The sequence below is a fragment of the Natronorubrum halophilum genome, from assembly GCF_003670115.1.
Taxonomy (GTDB): Archaea; Halobacteriota; Halobacteria; order Halobacteriales; family Natrialbaceae; genus Natronorubrum; species Natronorubrum halophilum.
The window spans coordinates 188,516-202,872 of sequence record NZ_QQTY01000005.1 but is presented as its reverse complement, the minus strand read 5'-3'; the positions used below and the strand labels follow the sequence as shown (position 1 = coordinate 202,872).

Below are 14,357 nucleotides of genomic sequence, written 5' to 3'. Positions count from 1 at the left end.
ACCGGTTCGAGTCGGCGCAAAGCGCCCCCCGTAGCGTTCGTTCGGCTGGCCCCAGGATGTGCCGACTGGCGACCCCCTCGAGACCGAGCCGTCGGGCGTCACAGATCCCGCTGTCGGCCCTTCGGCACCACCGAGCGGAGTTCGCCGTGGACGTACAATCCGACGCCGAGGGGCTCGAACTCGCCGGCGATCTCGTGGGTCGCGATGAGGTAGCCCCAGTCGCCGTCCCACCGCTCGAGGGGCTGATCCTCGCCCGACGCGAACGCTCGCGCCTGGTCGCGCTCGAGTTCGATCACGCAGTCGGTGGCGTACCGGCCGAACCGCTGGACGAAGTCCGTCGTCGGCTTCCAGTGTTCCTGGCGGGTCCGCAGGCAGGTCATGCCGATGGCCTCGATCTCGACGGGCGACGGTGCGTCCCCGGCGAAGATCCAGATCTTGCCGGCACCCTTCTCCCAGAACGTGTAGTCGTCGAACGTCCCGGACGGGATACCGAAGCGATCCGCGAAGTAGTGGACGACCGCCTCCCGGCTGGCCCGGCCCTCAACGGTTCGCTCCGCGTCGGTCGCGGGGAGTCGGCCGAAGCGCTGGCCGTCGTTTTGCTCGAGTTCGGTCGCGTCGTCTCCCTCGAGCGCGTTCACGCTGTCTCCCTCGGACGCGTTCGTCTCGTCCCCTCCGGTCGCGTCCGCGTCGGCGTCGCCACCCATCAGGCGGTCACCTCCAGTTTCGCGACGAAGAACCCGCCGGTATCGTTCTGGTGGGGATAGATCCTGGCCGCCTTCTCGAGGCTCGAATCGAACGTCTCGTCCTCCCAGGCGGTGAGCCCCGGCGAGTGCTCGAGGTCGAGATCGAAGTCGGCGACGCGGCAGGGCTCGTTCTCGAGGGCGTGCTGGACGGTGGCCTCGTTCTCCTCGGGCGCGAAGGTACACGTCGAGTAGACGACCGTGCCGCCCTCGCGTGTCGCCTGAATCGCCCGCCGGAGGATCCCCTTCTGGATGCCCGCGACGGAGGAGATGTGTCCGTCCGACCAGTTCTCGAGGGCGTCGGGGTTCTTCCGGATCGTCCCCTCGCAGGAACAGGGCGCGTCGACGAGCGCCCGGTCGAACTCGTCGAAGGAAAACCGCGCGAGCGAGTAGTTTCGCGCGTCGTCGTTCGTCACGGCCAGGCTCGTCGCGCCGAGTCGCTCCGCGTTGAATCGCAGGGCGGAGATGCGACCGAGGTTGTTGTCGTTCGCGACCACGGTCCCGCGGTCGTCCATCAGCGCCGCGATCTGGGTCGCCTTGCCGCCCGGCGCGGCACAGCAGTCCCAGACCCGCTCGCCCGGTCGGGGATCGAGGACGACCGGCGGGACGGCCGACACCTCCTCCTGGCCGTGGGTGAAGCCGTGAAACGACGTCCACGTCGATCCCGGCGAGTCGGTCTCGAGGTCCAACACGCGCGGGTTCCAGTCGGCCTGTTCGTACGCGACGCCGTCCTCCTCGAGCGCCACGAGCGTTCGCTCGACGGACGCCTTGATCGTGTTCACGCGGACGGCGTTGCCGAGCGGTCGCTCGCAGGCCTCGAGAAACGCCTCGAAATCGTCGATGATCGGTCGATACCGCTCGAGTGGCTCCATTGGCTCCGGCTTCGCGGGCCCGGCGTTTGTGGGTTTCGAAGCGGTACCGCCGGTACGCCGATCATTCGCTCCGATTCGCCGTCGGTGCGCGGATCGTCCGCCCGGTTCGCTCTCCGGGCGCGAACGCGCCGCCGTCGGCTTTATACGCTTACCAGTCAATTGCTCACGTATGTCACAGATTCGAATGCGGGGGGCCGAAGTTGCCCTCGAGAATCCGACGCTCGTCGAGGGATTTCCGGGCGTCGGACTCGTCGGAAAGATCGCGACCGATCACCTCGTCGAGCAACTCGAGATGCGCTACTACGCGAGCGTCCACTGTGACGGCCTGCCGCGGGTCGGCGTCTACCGCGGCGACGACCGAACCGTTCGCCCGCCGGTCCGGATCTACGTCAGCGAAGAGCACGACCTGCTGGCGCTCCAGAGCGACGCGCCGATCGGCTCCGATGCCGTCGAGAACGTCACCGGATGCGTGACGAACTGGATCGTCGACGCGGACGCGACGCCGCTCTACCTCAGCGGCCTCCCCGCGGAGCGAGAGGAGAAACCGACCCTCTACGGCGTCGCAACCGGCGACGCGGCCGACGCCCTCGATCGCCACGATATCGCGTTGCCGCCCGAAGACGGCGTCATCACCGGCCCGACGGGGGCGTTGCTCAACCGCGCGGCGCAACTCGACTACGGCAGTCTCGCGGTCGTCGTCGAGTGCAGTCCGCAGTTCCCGGACCCCGAGGCGGCGAGCGTGCTCCTCGAGGAGGCGATCGCGCCGATCGCCGACCTTTCGGTCGACACGTCGGACTTACTCGAGCGCGCGACGGAGATCAAAGAGAAACGAGAGCAGTTCGCCCAACAGATGCAGACGATCGGACAGGAGGAAAGCTCGCAGGCCCAGCCGTTGCGAATGTATCAGTAACCGCGCTCGAGTGCGTTCTGGCCGCCGTCGAACTGGTTCGGCGAGAGCACGGAACCCACCGACGAGGCGCGGGTCGGGAACTCGAGCGTTCGGCGTTCGTTGTGTCGTTTTATCGGCGTCAAAACACTTCCCACGTGTTTTTCAGTGGCTAGAACGTTCAGGAAGCTTAGAGATGACTACGGAATCGTACGACATGGTCGTCGTCGGCGGCGGCACGGGCGGCTGTTTCGCCGCGGCGACCGCCGCTCGAGCGGGGCTTGACGTCGTCCTCCTCGAGCGAAAGAGCGAGGACGAGGGCGGCCACATCGCCTGCGGAGACGGTATCAAGGGCAAGAGTACCTTCCCGGACGTCGTCGACCGCGACCGCCTCACCGAGGAGTCGTTCACCAATCAGGGGATCGAACGCGCGATCTTCGAGAACCCGCGGACCGGAGACACGCTCGACATCCCCTTCGACGAGACGGGCGCGGTCGTCGACCGCTACGCCTACGGCCAGATCCTGCTGGAGGAAACCGAAGCCGCCGGCGTCGACGTTCGCTACGATACGGTCGTCAACGACGTCGTCCAGCCCGACGGCGCGGTCGAGGGCGTCAGGGCCATCAGGGACGGCGACCCGCTCGAGTACGAGGCCGACCTCGTCATCGACGCCGCGGGCGCGCTCTCGGTGTTGCAGGACCAGGCGGATCTCTCGCACTCGACGTTCGATACGAACGTCGACTACACGCACTTCTGTTCCGCCTATCGAGAGGTGCTCGAGGTCCCCGAACCGATCGAGTGGGACGATGCGCTGGTGTTCAAACCGACCGAGGAGCTGGGGTATCTCTGGTACTTCCCGCGGTCGGCGACGGAGATCAACGCCGGACTCGGATTCCAGATGACCCAGCAGCCGATCGAACTGGTCGACGTGCTCAAAGACGATATCGCGAACCGAGCGGAGTTCGCGGGCGCGACCGTCAAGAACAAACTCGGGGCCGCCCTCCCGACGCGGCGACCCTACGATTCGGCGGTCCATCCGGGTTACCTGGCCGTCGGTGACGCCGCCGGCCACGTCAACCCCTGTACTGGCGGCGGGATTCAGGGCGCTGCGAAGGCCGGCCACTGGGCCGCCAAAATCGCGACCGAGGCGATCTCGAGCGGCGACGTCGGCGAAGCCGCGCTGTGGGAGTACAACCGCCGCGTCCAGACCGACTTCGGCAAGCGATTCGCCGCGATGGACCTGTACAACGTCTTCGGCACGGCCCACGACCTGGACGAACTCGTCTCGATCGTCACTGCCATCCCCGGCAATCAACTCATCGACGCCATCGGGAAGCGGGGGACCGCCGACATGAGCCTCGGGCTCAAACTCAAGACGCTCGTCAAGACGTTCGGCCACTGGGATACCCTGTACGGCCTCTACAAGGTCCAGAACGCGGCCGGTTCGCTCAAGGACGTTTACGACGACTATCCCACCAGCCCGGATCGCTTCGCCGACTGGCGGGCGGAACGCGACGCCGTGATGGACCGGGTCTACGAGATCAGCGGGGCCGATCCGAAGTACTGACGCGAGCGGGTGGCTCGATTCCGGTCACTGGACGCGTTACCGGTTGTTTCTGACCTCGTCACGGGCCGACTCGAGCGTCTGTGCCGTCGGGAGCGTCCAGCCGCGGGCAACCGCGACGATCCGCGTTCCGATCGTCACTCCGGCACACATCGCCGCGGCGGTACTTCCACCCACACCCGCGGCGACGACCAGCCAGTAGGTCGTCCCACCGAGGACCGCACAGCTCGCGTAGAAGTCCTCGAACAGCACGAACGGCGTCCGGTCCAGCAGGACGTCCGCGAGCACGCCGCCGCCGACCGCGTTGATCGTCGCGATGGCCACGACGCCAAAGCCCGAGACCGACAGCTCGGTCGCCACGATCGCGCCAGCCGTCGCGAACGCGGCGAGCCCGACGGCATCGGAGAACAGGGTGATCGGATGCTCGTCCGGAGACTCGATCACGACGCTCAACCCGATCGCCAGCCCGACGCCGACCACTCCGAGGCTAATTTCGCTCAGCGAGCGAAGCGCCAACGGAACGCGGTTCACGAGGAGATCCCGCGTCACGCCGCCCGCGAACGCCGTCGCCAGTCCGACGACGGCGATTCCGAACAGGTCGAACTCCTCGCGGATCGCCTTGCTCGCTCCCACCAGCGCGAACGCGACCAGTCCGATCGTGTTCATCACGACGAACGGATCGGCGAACAGGACGCCGAGAAGGTCTCGAATCACTGGATTTTCCAAAGACTGCGAGCGCCTTGAGCGCTCCGTATCGACCGCGACGCGTGTCCCGGGAGCGACCGGTGGAACGTGGCCGAGTACCCGACCTTCCCGCCGCAACCCAAACCCATTTTCGTGCGCTGGCGTTTCTCCCACCTATGGGAACGGAAGACGCCGAAACCGCGACGCCAGAACTGTGCCCGACCGCGAACGGCATGCCGATGCTCGGTCTCGGCACCTGGCAAAACGACGATCCGACGCAGTGTATCGAGAGCGTTCGAACGGCCCTCGAGATGGGCTACCGGCACATAGACACCGCTCGGATGTACGAGAACGAGGCAGCCGTCGGCGACGGCATCGAACGCTCCGACGTCGACCGCGAGGACGTCTTCCTCGCGACCAAGATCGAGCCCTCGAACCTCGCACACGACGACGTCCTCGAGTCGGCCCGCGAGAGCATCGATCGACTCGGCGTCGACTCCCTCGACATGCTGTACGTCCACTGGCCGGCTCGAGCGTACGACCCGAAGGAAACCCTCTCGGCCTTCGAGGAACTGTACGACGAGGGACTGATCGAGAACGTCGGCGTCAGCAACTTCCTTCCCGAACAGCTCGAGGAAGCGCTCGACGTCTGCGACGCGCCGATTCTGGCGAATCAGGTCGAACTCCATCCGCTGCTTCCCCAGTCCGAGATCCGGTCGGCCTGTGCGAAAAACGGTATCGAAGTCGTCGCTTACTCGCCGATCGCTCGCGGCGAGGTGTTCGACCGACCCGAGATACAGGACGTAGCCGACAAACACGACGTCAGCGAGGCCCAGGTCAGCCTCGCCTGGCTGCGCGAGAAGGGCGTCACCGCGATTCCGAAGGCGACGGGCGAGGCCCACATTCGGGAGAACTGGAACTCGCTGGCCCTCGAGCTAGATCGCGAAGATATCGAGACGATAGACAGTATCGACGAGACGAGTCGCGAGGTCGACCCCGGCTTCGCCCCCTGGAACTGAGAAGTGCGGCCGCGAGCCGATAGCTGGCCGCTAACGGGCGGCCTGCCGCCCGATCGCCCGACTGGGGACCGACGGTCGATGCGGTCGGACGGCGGCGACCTGTTATCAAACGGGAAAAAGCAGGAAAGTTTACGGTACGCCGGCTTTTTGGCTCGCATATGTCCACCCGCTCACGGAACGGTGGCGGTGGTGGGGTCGTCGTCGCGGTCAAGACCGACGTACAGCGGTTACACGGTGGCTGGATGGAACTCGTCTTTCCGCGCCAGCGTGGCCGCGGCCACTCCGTCATGGGGAAGTGGAAGCCCGAGTCGCTCCCGCAGAAGCTCGGCTACCACGTCTGGAGTATCCTCGGTCTGTTCGGCTTACTCCTCCTCTACCCGCTCACCGTCGTCGGTCTCGGCACCCGCTTCTACGCGGCGAAACTCGACTCGACGCGAACCCGACTCGGCATCGTCGGCGTCACCGGCATCGCGCTGCTCGGCTGGGGACTGCTGACGGTCGCCTGGGGTGCGATGGCGTACATGGACCGGATCGACATCCCGCTCGACGCGGTGCTCGCCGTCGCCGCCGCGAGCGGCGTCGCGACGCTCTCGACCGCGCTCGCCGCGACGTTTTCGAAAGTCGGCGGCCGCGCTGTGACGGTCGTTTTCGCGTACCCGTTCGCGATGACGGCGCTGTTCCTTCCGCCGGTCGTCGCCGCCCTCGTGACGCCGTCGCTGCACCCGTACGTCCTCGACCCCAGCTACGAGTTCGCTGTCTGGGCCCTCGACAACGTCCTCTACGTCGGCGGGCTGAGCGAGTACCTGCGCGGTAACTTCAGCCTCGAGGGTGCGGCCTACGCGGCGATGTGGCTCGGCATCTCGATTCCGCTGGGCTGGTTCCTCGGAATCGTCGTCGCCCTCGCGAATCTGGTGCGTCCCTCGGAGTAGGTCGTCTCCGTTTTTCGGCCGACGGTTCCGAATCGACTGCCGATTCCCGACAGCATTAGGGGCTCGACTTCAAAGAGTCGCGTATGGAGTTCGACCTTCCCACAACCGCCGCCGCGTTCATCGCCGTCATCGCGATCGGCGTCGTCGGCCTGATCGCCGCACCGATGATGACCATGAACACCGTGTTGATGATGGTTGCGCCGTCGATGCTCGCGTTTGGTCTCCTGATGCTCGGACTCGGTATCAAACACGGCGAGTACCGCGCGGCGGCGCGATAGCGCGGCGCGGTCCGATTTTCGGGATCACACGCGCCAGCGTATGCTACAGCGGCGCGGTCCGTCGGACGGTCCCCAAGACCAGCGCCGTCGCTTTCGAGCGAACGAAACCGAAAATCGGCGGTTCTCTGGTCGGGCGACCGTCGATGGCGATCGGCCTACATGTAGCCGAGGTCGCGCAGGCGCTCCATCAGGTCCTCCTTGTCCTGGGCGCGGCCCGCGCGCTCGGTCGTTCCCTCGAGGTCCTGTAGCCAGGCGGGGTCCTCGTCCGATTTCTCCGTCGAGACCTCGCTGCCGAGCGAGCGGAAGCCGGCGAAGTACTTCGGCGAGATCGGGATGTCCGCTTGCTCGACGCCCTCCGGGAGGTCGTCGTCGCTTTCGGGGACGTAGCCGTCGTCCGGGTACGCCTCGACCGTGTCGGGGACGACGAAGTTCCAGAAGGTCTCCCAGACGGCCGCCTCTTCGAACTGCAGGATGGGTTGGATGCGGTCGTGTGGCGGGTAGATGTCGGGGTCGTGACGCGGCGAGAAGAACGTCTCGTCGGCACGGGCTTCCTGTTCGTCCCAGCGGACGCCGCTTATGACGCCGTCGATGTCGTACTCCTCTAAGGCGTCGTTGAGCGCGACCGTCTTCAGCAGGTGGTTGCCGACGTAGGTGTCGAGCAGGAACGGGAAGGTGTCCTCCTCGTACTCGAGGATGTTCTCGACGTGGTGTTGGTTGTGCTCGGAAAGTTCGGCGATCTCGATGTCGTCGCCCGGCTCGAGGCCGTGCTCCTCGACGTACTCGCCGATGTCCTCGTTGCGCGCGTAGATGACCTCGAGATCCCACTCGTCGGCCCAGTGGTCGACGAAGTCGTGGATCTCGTCGAAGTGCTGGTAGTGGTCGATGAAGACCGCCGGCGGCACCTCGAGATCGAAGCGGTCGGCGACCTCTTTGATGAAGTAAAGCGTCAGCGTCGAGTCCTTGCCGCCGGTCCACATCACGGCCGGGTTCTCGTACTGCTCGAGGCCCTCGCGGGTGAGTTCGATCGCCTTCTCGATCTTGTCCTGGACGTGCGGGTAGTCCTCCGGATCTTCGCCTTCACCATCCTCGTAGTCGACGTCGACGTACTCGGGGAAGTTCTCCGTCATGCAATGTAATGAGATATAATTACCACGGTTAAACCCTTTGGGGGTCCGGAAACGTCTGTCGGAAGCTGAGACGAGAGCGTGATTCGGCGCTTGAGGGTGGGCGTCGCGTAAGACTACCAACGAGTGGATATCGAAAACAGGCTCGACAGACGTTCTAACCGCGGTATTTCATCGCTGAGTAGGAATTTACCGGCGAAACAGTGGCGTTCGATCCTGTGTGGAGTGGTCACAATACGGCCGGTCCGGCGACGGGATGGATCGAATCTTCGGCCGACAAAATCCGGATGATATCGCCACTATCACAACTGGTAGCCACTCACAACCGACTCGAGTAGCCGGTCGGATGGCGGTCGCTCTCGCGTCCGGAACAGGTGCGTTTCGAAACGAACGGATCGAAGAACCGCGTCCGACGAATCTCTCGTTCCCGGTCCCCGGTGGCGGGCGATCTGTGCGTCGAGTGGAGTCGCGTATTCGATGCGATCGAACGACCGCCGCTCGAGGACGACCCCTTACTCGTCTTCTTCGACGACTTCCGGATCGCTCATCGCGCTCTGGAGGCTGTCGAGACCGTTGATCCACTCCGTGACGAGTCCGTACTCGAGGTCTTCGGCCATGGACATATCGAGTTCCTCGCCGTCGATGATGAGCGTCCCCGCTTGCGCGGCGTAGCCGAGTGCGGCATCGAGGTCCTCTTCGGCCTCGGCGTCGGCGGCGGCGGCGAGGTAGTCGCTTACGGTTCCATCCTCTGCGGGGCCGCCCGCGATGTACTCCTCGGCGGCGAAGAAGACGCAGACGAGGCTCGTCTGGACGCCGTCGACGAGGATCAGTTTCTCTTCGTCCTCGAGATCGACTTCGCTGAGAACGATCTGGCGAACGTCGTTGATCTCTTCGAGGGCGGCCTCTTGCTCTAGATCCCCGTCGTCGTAGGCGGCGACGATCTTTGCGATGGCGATCGCCGTATCGTCCTGCAGGTTCAACAGGAGTCGCGCCGACGATTCGTCCTCCGGATCGATCTCCTCGTCTTTGATGCGGCCGATCCAGTTCTGCCAGCGTTCCTCCGAGTAGAACTCGGTCGGGGGATTGCTCATACAGACACCTACACCGGCCGCTTGAAATGCCTTTCTCTACCTGTACGCGGATCCTACCGAATAGCCGGTGCCGATTTAGGCCCGCTCGAGGGTCTCTTCCGTCTCGATTCCGTACACGCGCTTAGGCGTTTCGACGTGTGCAATCCGGACTGCATCCTCGTGACCGTTCTCGAGGAGCCACGCGACTCGCCGCGGAACCGTCTTGGGTCCCAACACGGCGCCGGGTCGATCCGGGTCGTCGATGTAGTCGGTTTCCATCAGGAACGGCGCGCCCCGCTCGGCGGCCGTCTCGAGGCGGTCTTTCTCGCTCATCACGCTGGGGATCGGTCCCTCGAGTCGGCCGCTCGCGTAGTGCTTGACGACCCTGTGGGCGGGAAGCCCGGCGTCCGCCGCCCAGTCGGTCACCTCGGTCATGTCCTCGCTGGCCTCGGCGTGGAGTTGGACGGCGCACTCGAGGTCGTCGGCGCGCTCGAAGGCTCGACGCATGACCGCGTTCGAGGCGTCCCAGACGTCCTCGTCGACCTCGTAATGGGGACGGCCGGATTTCAACGCCAGTGCGTCCCCCGATTCGACGTACTCGGCCGCGACGTCGATCCCCGCGCGCATCAGGTCGCGCGCCTCGTCGGGACTGAAGCCGCGATCGTCGACGAGCCGCGAGATCAATCCCGGATGAACTCCCAGCACGGGCCAGGCCCGCCCCTCGAGTTCGCTCGAGGCCTCCGAGACGATTTCGACGGTGCGATCGAAGCCGTATCGGAAGTCGTCGCCGGTCTCGACCTCGACGCCGAGATGCCAGGAGGGTTTGTTCACCACGAGCAGGTGCGTCCCGCCCAGGTGCGCAAAATCGCGGACGGCGTCGATGCCGCGGTGATTGTCCGGGTCGAGGTGGAGGTGGTTGTCGAGGACCGGCGTCTCGTCGATGCTCATGTCCGCCGATAGGCTCGCCGCGCGGGAAAAATCTCCGACTTCGCGCTCGAGAGTCGGGTGACGGCTCTCAGTCGGCGTTTCGTGCGGCCGGCAGCGTCACCGAGAACGTCGTCCCCTCGCCGAGTTCGGAGTCGACACGAATCCCGCCGTCGTGGTTCGCGGCGATCTTCCGACACAGTGCGAGCCCGATTCCCGTGCCGGAATACGCTTCCTCGGCGTGGAGTCGGTTGAAGATATCGAATATTTCGTCGGTGTACTCCGGGTCGATCCCGATCCCGTTGTCCGAAACCGAGAGCACCCAGTGGCCCCTGCGCTCGGCCGCATCGATTTCGATCCGCGGCGGCTCGTCGCCGCGATACTTGATCGCGTTGCCGACGAGGTTCGAAAAGAGCTGCTCGAGTTGTCTGCGGTCACCGCGAACCGTCGGTAGCGAACCCCAGTGTATCGTCGCTCGGCTCTCCTCGATCTGTACCTGATAGTCGGTTACGACGGTGTCGACCACGTCCGCGCAGTCGACCGGTTCAAACGTCGTCTCGTCCGTCTCTATCCGAGAAAATTCGAGCAGCCCGTCGATCATCTCGCGCATGCGATCGGCCCCACCGACGGCGAAGTCTATGTACTCCCGTGCCTCCTCGTCGAGGTCGTCCCAATAGTTGCGCTCGAGGAGTTGGAGATAGGTCGAGACCATCCGAAGCGGTTCCTGCAGGTCGTGAGAGGCGATGTAGGCGAATCGCTGGAGCTGTTCGTTCGACTCCTCGAGCGCGTCGATCATCTCGTTGCGTTCGACTTTCGCCGTCGTTCTGTCGTGGAGCGTTCCCAGCATCCGATCGACCTCCCGATCCGGCTGGTCGTCGCCGAAGAACTCCTCGGGTGGTGTGTAGTAGAAGTTGTGACAGACCGTCTCGTCGTAGATGAGATGAGGATGGGTTCGAACGATATCGCAGAGCAGGTCGGCCGGAATCACGTCACGGTCGTACTGACACAACGCGATGCAGTCCTCGCCGTAGAAGAGGTCGTTCACCCGGCTCTCGTACTCCATGAATTTCTCGAGGTTCGTCCCCTCTTCTAAGATCCACGTCGTCTCGGCACTGACTCGCAGTCCCTCGTACTCCGCCGTCGCCGCTTCGATGGCCTCCGCGTAGTACTCGAGCATCTCGTCGGGATCGAACGTACCGGTCCTGAGATAGGTGTCCTGGATCGTGTGAACGGAGAGCGCGCCGGACTCGAGGGCTGCACGGGCGTCGACCCCGCCTCGTTCCATCGCCTCGATCAACTCGCCCTCCGAGCGTTCGTCGGCGACGTACAGACAGCACTCACCGCGCTCGAGTCCCTGCCGCATGAACGGAACGACGGCCGCGAACTGTTCCGCTTGGCTCTCGTAGATCACCGCGAGGTGTTCGTTTGGGTCGTGATCACCGAGCGACTCGACGGGGCCACGAAACTCGGCGCTCGAGCGCAGTGCTTCGAGACCGCTTTCCAATCCGAGCGAACCGTTCCGATCGTCTGCCCGCACACTATCGTCGGTTTGCTCGTCGTGGCCGAAAGAACACATGAAGACCGATTACCGGAGCAGCAACTATGAACACTTCGTTACTTCTTCGGGAGCAACGGGCGAGATGCTGGTTAACGCGGGTACGTTTCCGATCGGGAGACTGCGGTGGGTAGAAGCGGTCGTCAGGAATCGAGCGTGACCGCTTCGTCGGCCGCGTTCTGCAGGGCGTCCGAGCGACCGTGCTCGCCCGGTGCGATCGCGATCGTTTCGACGCCGACGGTGCCCGCGTACTCGAGGACGGGTTTGAAATCGGTATCTCGGGAGACGATCGCGAGGCGGTCGATCGTCCCGTCGCTCGCGAGCGCGGTCGCATCGACGCCGAGTTTGACGTCGACGTCGCCGCTGGTGATGATCACCTCGAAACCGCGCGCTTCGGCGGCCTGAATGAGTCCGGGCGTGGCGTGTTCGTCGAGATAGAGGCGGATAACGCCGACGCGGCCGAGGTCGCGTGCGGCATCGCGGAGGTCATCGAGGTCGACGTCGAACTCGTCTCGGAGCACGTTCGGCCCGTCGACGAACAGGCCCACTGTTGGCTCGGCGTCGGGTTCAGGACCGGCGAGACGGGCGAGACGGGCGCGAACGCGGTCGAACATGCACGGTCGTTTCTGCGGCCGCGAGATAGGTGTGGCGAAACGACACCGTACTGCGAGCGGGACGGGTGCGGTTGCGTTCGGGTATTCTCTGCGCGAACTGAATCGTTCACACTCGAATCGTCCCGCCGGATCGCGTTGGTCAGTCTTGGTATCCGGAATACCGGCTGATTCTCACACACCGATACAGTGGTACGTTCGTTATTTCAAGCTGCGTCTGGATTATAGAAAAGAAACGCGATTTCCGTTTATTTTCTTGATAGAGACACACTCTCAGGGAGACAATGATAGCATATGCCACGGCACATCTGTCTCTATCACGGAATCTGATTTTATCATACCAGAAACCTATTATGTTTCGTGAAGTTTAACAAGAATTTAATATCTATATCGTATTGTTACCTGCAGATCATGGTAGGTAATAATGATCCGAACTTCGATCGGCGATCGGTTCTGAAAGCGGTTGGCGCGTTCGGTGCGCTGTTTGGAATCAGCGGCGTCACGTCAGCGACACCCGGCCGTGAACCCGGCCCGAGAAAGAACGAGATTATCGTCGGCGCCGGTGCCTCGGTCTCGAGCGCCGAAGCGACGGTCAAGTCGCACATTCCGAGCAACGCACGGATCGTCCACACGAACGAGACGCTCGGCTACGCTGCGGTGAAGTTCCCCGAGGACGCCGCGGGGCGGGCCACGGAGAACTTCAAGCAGAACGTCCTTCAGGCCGACGACGTCGAGTACGCCGAGGAGAACGTCACCTTCCACGCGCTCGAGGCGAAAGGACTCGAGACGGACGACGGCGACGCCGCGACCGAAAGCGACGTGGGCGTGAACTACACGCCAAACGACCCGAGCTTCGGGAGCCAGTACGCACCGCAGCAGGTCAACTGCGAGGGTGCCTGGGACACGACCCTCGGCGATCCGGACGTCACGATCTCGATCGTCGATCAGGGAGTCCAGTACGACCACCCCAACCTCGCGGCAAACATGGACGGCAGCGTCTCGAATCACGGGCACGACTTCGTCGATAGCGACGACGATCCGTACCCGCCGAGCGCCGGCGAAAACCACGGCACGCACGTCGCCGGTATCGCAGGCGGCGGCACCGACAACGGAGAGGGGCACGCCGGAATCTCGAACTGTTCGATGCTATCGGCTCGAGCGCTCGGCAGCGACGGCGGTTCGCTCTCGGGCATCGCCGACGCGGTTCAGTGGTCGGCCGACCAGGGCGCGGACGTTATCAACATGTCGCTCGGTGGCGGCGGTTACACGCAACTGCTGGAGGACGCCTGTTCGTACGCCCACTCGCAGGGATCGCTGGTCATCGCGGCGGCCGGCAACGACTACGGCGGCAGCGTCTCGTATCCGGCCGCCTACGACAGCGTCGTGGCCGTTTCGTCGCTCGACCAGGGCGAGACGCTGTCGGCCTTCTCGAACGTCGGTCCGGAGATCGAACTGGCCGCCCCCGGCGGCAACGTCCTCTCGTCGATCAACTGGGACGATTACGACACGTTTTCCGGAACGTCGATGGCCTCGCCGGTCGTCGCCGGCGTCGCCGGCCTCACGCTGTCGGCGTGGCCCTCGCTCTCGAACGACGAGTTGCGCTCACACCTCCACGAAACGGCGGTCGACGTCGGCCTGGCTTCGAACGAACAGGGTCACGGGCGGGTCGACGCTCACAACGCAGTCGCTACCGAACCGGGGTCAAGCACCGATCCGGACCCCGATCCGGAGCCCGGCGACTGCGGTGACGAGGTCAACACCACGACTGCGGAGGGCGAACTCAGCGGCGGCACGACGGGTAATCCGAGCGACGCCTACAGCTACGCGCTCGAGACCGCAAACCCCTGTAGCGCCACCGTCACCCTCGACGGCCCGTCGAACGCGACGTTCGATCTCTACCTGACCCTCGACGGCCGAACGCCGACGACGACGGATTACGACGAACGATCGTACAACTGGGGGGCCGACGAAGAGATCGCCGTCGACCTCTCCGGCGGCGAGGAGTTCGGCATCCTCGTCGACCAGTACAGCGGCAGCGGTTCCTACACCCTGACCATCGAAGAACTCGGTAGCTGATCCCCTCCCCGCGCTACCGCTCCCT

Annotated in this window: 15 protein-coding genes; 6 read left to right on the top strand and 9 right to left on the bottom strand. The window is 64.5% G+C overall.

The features are described from left to right. Window positions 1–98: 98 nt before the first annotated feature. Complete coding sequence (locus tag DWB23_RS19825) at window positions 99–704, bottom strand: DUF7122 family protein (RefSeq protein ID WP_121744522.1); 606 nt, start codon at window positions 702–704, stop codon at window positions 99–101. Next, on the bottom strand, window positions 704–1,612 hold the full coding sequence (locus DWB23_RS19820) for an RsmB/NOP family class I SAM-dependent RNA methyltransferase (RefSeq protein ID WP_121744521.1): 909 nt from the start codon (window positions 1,610–1,612) through the stop codon (window positions 704–706). The genes DWB23_RS19825 and DWB23_RS19820 overlap by 1 nt, the downstream gene beginning before the upstream one ends. Window positions 1,613–1,781: 169 nt before the next feature. Between DWB23_RS19820 and DWB23_RS19815 the strand changes: the two genes are divergently transcribed. Then, a complete protein-coding gene (locus DWB23_RS19815; protein WP_121744520.1) occupies window positions 1,782–2,522 on the top strand; it encodes a proteasome assembly chaperone family protein in 741 nt (246 codons plus the stop codon). Here the strand turns inward: DWB23_RS19815 and DWB23_RS23790 are convergent. Next, on the bottom strand, window positions 2,516–2,644 hold the full coding sequence (locus tag DWB23_RS23790) for a hypothetical protein (RefSeq protein WP_275086327.1): 129 nt from the start codon (window positions 2,642–2,644) through the stop codon (window positions 2,516–2,518). The genes DWB23_RS19815 and DWB23_RS23790 overlap by 7 nt on opposite strands. Window positions 2,645–2,694: 50 nt before the next feature. Here DWB23_RS23790 and DWB23_RS19810 point away from each other — a divergent pair, with 50 nt between their 5' ends. Then, complete coding sequence (locus DWB23_RS19810; protein ID WP_121744519.1) at window positions 2,695–4,065, top strand: geranylgeranyl reductase family protein; 1,371 nt, start codon at window positions 2,695–2,697, stop codon at window positions 4,063–4,065. Window positions 4,066–4,101: 36 nt separating this feature from the next. Here DWB23_RS19810 and DWB23_RS19805 read toward each other — a convergent pair whose 3' ends face one another. Continuing rightward, window positions 4,102–4,728 carry a trimeric intracellular cation channel family protein gene (locus DWB23_RS19805; RefSeq protein ID WP_394341763.1) on the bottom strand — a complete coding sequence of 209 codons (627 nt, stop codon included), beginning with the start codon at window positions 4,726–4,728 and terminating at the stop codon, window positions 4,102–4,104. Window positions 4,729–4,922: 194 nt separating this feature from the next. On the opposite strand from DWB23_RS19805, the gene DWB23_RS19800 reads away from it, so the two are divergent. From DWB23_RS19800 to DWB23_RS19790, 3 genes are all read left to right on the top strand, one after another. Beyond that, window positions 4,923–5,765, top strand: coding sequence for an aldo/keto reductase (locus DWB23_RS19800; RefSeq protein ID WP_121744517.1), 843 nt, complete (start codon window positions 4,923–4,925; stop codon window positions 5,763–5,765). 158 nt (window positions 5,766–5,923) lie between these two features. Further along, the gene (locus tag DWB23_RS19795; RefSeq protein WP_121744516.1) at window positions 5,924–6,694 is read left to right on the top strand and encodes a hypothetical protein; all 771 of its coding nucleotides are present in this window, start codon (window positions 5,924–5,926) and stop codon (window positions 6,692–6,694) included. A gap of 83 nt (window positions 6,695–6,777) precedes the next feature. Further along, entirely contained in the window at window positions 6,778–6,972 is a 195-nt protein-coding gene (locus DWB23_RS19790) for a DUF7333 family protein (RefSeq protein ID WP_121744515.1), read from the top strand. A gap of 155 nt (window positions 6,973–7,127) precedes the next feature. On the opposite strand, the gene DWB23_RS19785 is transcribed toward DWB23_RS19790, so the two are convergent. The 5 genes from DWB23_RS19785 to DWB23_RS19765 form a co-directional block, all read right to left on the bottom strand. Beyond that, a complete protein-coding gene (locus DWB23_RS19785) occupies window positions 7,128–8,099 on the bottom strand; it encodes a phosphoadenosine phosphosulfate reductase family protein (protein WP_121744514.1) in 972 nt (323 codons plus the stop codon). Window positions 8,100–8,608: 509 nt separating this feature from the next. Next, window positions 8,609–9,187 carry a DUF2150 family protein gene (locus tag DWB23_RS19780; RefSeq protein WP_121744513.1) on the bottom strand — a complete coding sequence of 193 codons (579 nt, stop codon included), beginning with the start codon at window positions 9,185–9,187 and terminating at the stop codon, window positions 8,609–8,611. 75 nt (window positions 9,188–9,262) lie between these two features. After that, window positions 9,263–10,114, bottom strand: coding sequence for a TatD family hydrolase (locus DWB23_RS19775; RefSeq protein ID WP_121744512.1), 852 nt, complete (start codon window positions 10,112–10,114; stop codon window positions 9,263–9,265). A 67-nt stretch (window positions 10,115–10,181) separates the two neighbouring features. After that, the gene (locus DWB23_RS19770; RefSeq protein WP_121744511.1) at window positions 10,182–11,666 is read right to left on the bottom strand and encodes a sensor histidine kinase; all 1,485 of its coding nucleotides are present in this window, start codon (window positions 11,664–11,666) and stop codon (window positions 10,182–10,184) included. A 122-nt stretch (window positions 11,667–11,788) separates the two neighbouring features. Further along, window positions 11,789–12,259 (bottom strand): NYN domain-containing protein, encoded by a 471-nt coding sequence (locus tag DWB23_RS19765; RefSeq protein ID WP_121744510.1) that lies wholly within the window; start codon window positions 12,257–12,259, stop codon window positions 11,789–11,791. Window positions 12,260–12,667: 408 nt separating this feature from the next. Between DWB23_RS19765 and DWB23_RS19760 the strand changes: the two genes are divergently transcribed. Beyond that, a complete protein-coding gene (locus DWB23_RS19760; RefSeq protein ID WP_121744509.1) occupies window positions 12,668–14,332 on the top strand; it encodes a S8 family serine peptidase in 1,665 nt (554 codons plus the stop codon). Window positions 14,333–14,357: the final 25 nt, after the last annotated feature.

What these genes read in the sequence shown, in the direction of transcription:
- DWB23_RS19825 (WP_121744522.1), bottom strand. Translation starts at nt 704, where the DNA reads ATGGGTGGCGACGCCGACGCGGACGCGACCGGAGGGGACGAGACGAAC.
- DWB23_RS19820 (WP_121744521.1), bottom strand. Translation starts at nt 1,612, where the DNA reads ATGGAGCCACTCGAGCGGTATCGACCGATCATCGACGATTTCGAGGCG.
- DWB23_RS19815 (WP_121744520.1), top strand. Translation starts at nt 1,782, where the DNA reads ATGTCACAGATTCGAATGCGGGGGGCCGAAGTTGCCCTCGAGAATCCG.
- DWB23_RS19810 (WP_121744519.1), top strand. Translation starts at nt 2,695, where the DNA reads ATGACTACGGAATCGTACGACATGGTCGTCGTCGGCGGCGGCACGGGC.
- DWB23_RS19805 (WP_394341763.1), bottom strand. Translation starts at nt 4,728, where the DNA reads ATGAACACGATCGGACTGGTCGCGTTCGCGCTGGTGGGAGCGAGCAAG.
- DWB23_RS19800 (WP_121744517.1), top strand. Translation starts at nt 4,923, where the DNA reads ATGGGAACGGAAGACGCCGAAACCGCGACGCCAGAACTGTGCCCGACC.
- DWB23_RS19795 (WP_121744516.1), top strand. Translation starts at nt 5,924, where the DNA reads ATGTCCACCCGCTCACGGAACGGTGGCGGTGGTGGGGTCGTCGTCGCG.
- DWB23_RS19790 (WP_121744515.1), top strand. Translation starts at nt 6,778, where the DNA reads ATGGAGTTCGACCTTCCCACAACCGCCGCCGCGTTCATCGCCGTCATC.
- DWB23_RS19785 (WP_121744514.1), bottom strand. Translation starts at nt 8,099, where the DNA reads ATGACGGAGAACTTCCCCGAGTACGTCGACGTCGACTACGAGGATGGT.
- DWB23_RS19780 (WP_121744513.1), bottom strand. Translation starts at nt 9,187, where the DNA reads ATGAGCAATCCCCCGACCGAGTTCTACTCGGAGGAACGCTGGCAGAAC.
- DWB23_RS19775 (WP_121744512.1), bottom strand. Translation starts at nt 10,114, where the DNA reads ATGAGCATCGACGAGACGCCGGTCCTCGACAACCACCTCCACCTCGAC.
- DWB23_RS19770 (WP_121744511.1), bottom strand. Translation starts at nt 11,666, where the DNA reads ATGTGTTCTTTCGGCCACGACGAGCAAACCGACGATAGTGTGCGGGCA.
- DWB23_RS19765 (WP_121744510.1), bottom strand. Translation starts at nt 12,259, where the DNA reads ATGTTCGACCGCGTTCGCGCCCGTCTCGCCCGTCTCGCCGGTCCTGAA.
- DWB23_RS19760 (WP_121744509.1), top strand. Translation starts at nt 12,668, where the DNA reads ATGGTAGGTAATAATGATCCGAACTTCGATCGGCGATCGGTTCTGAAA.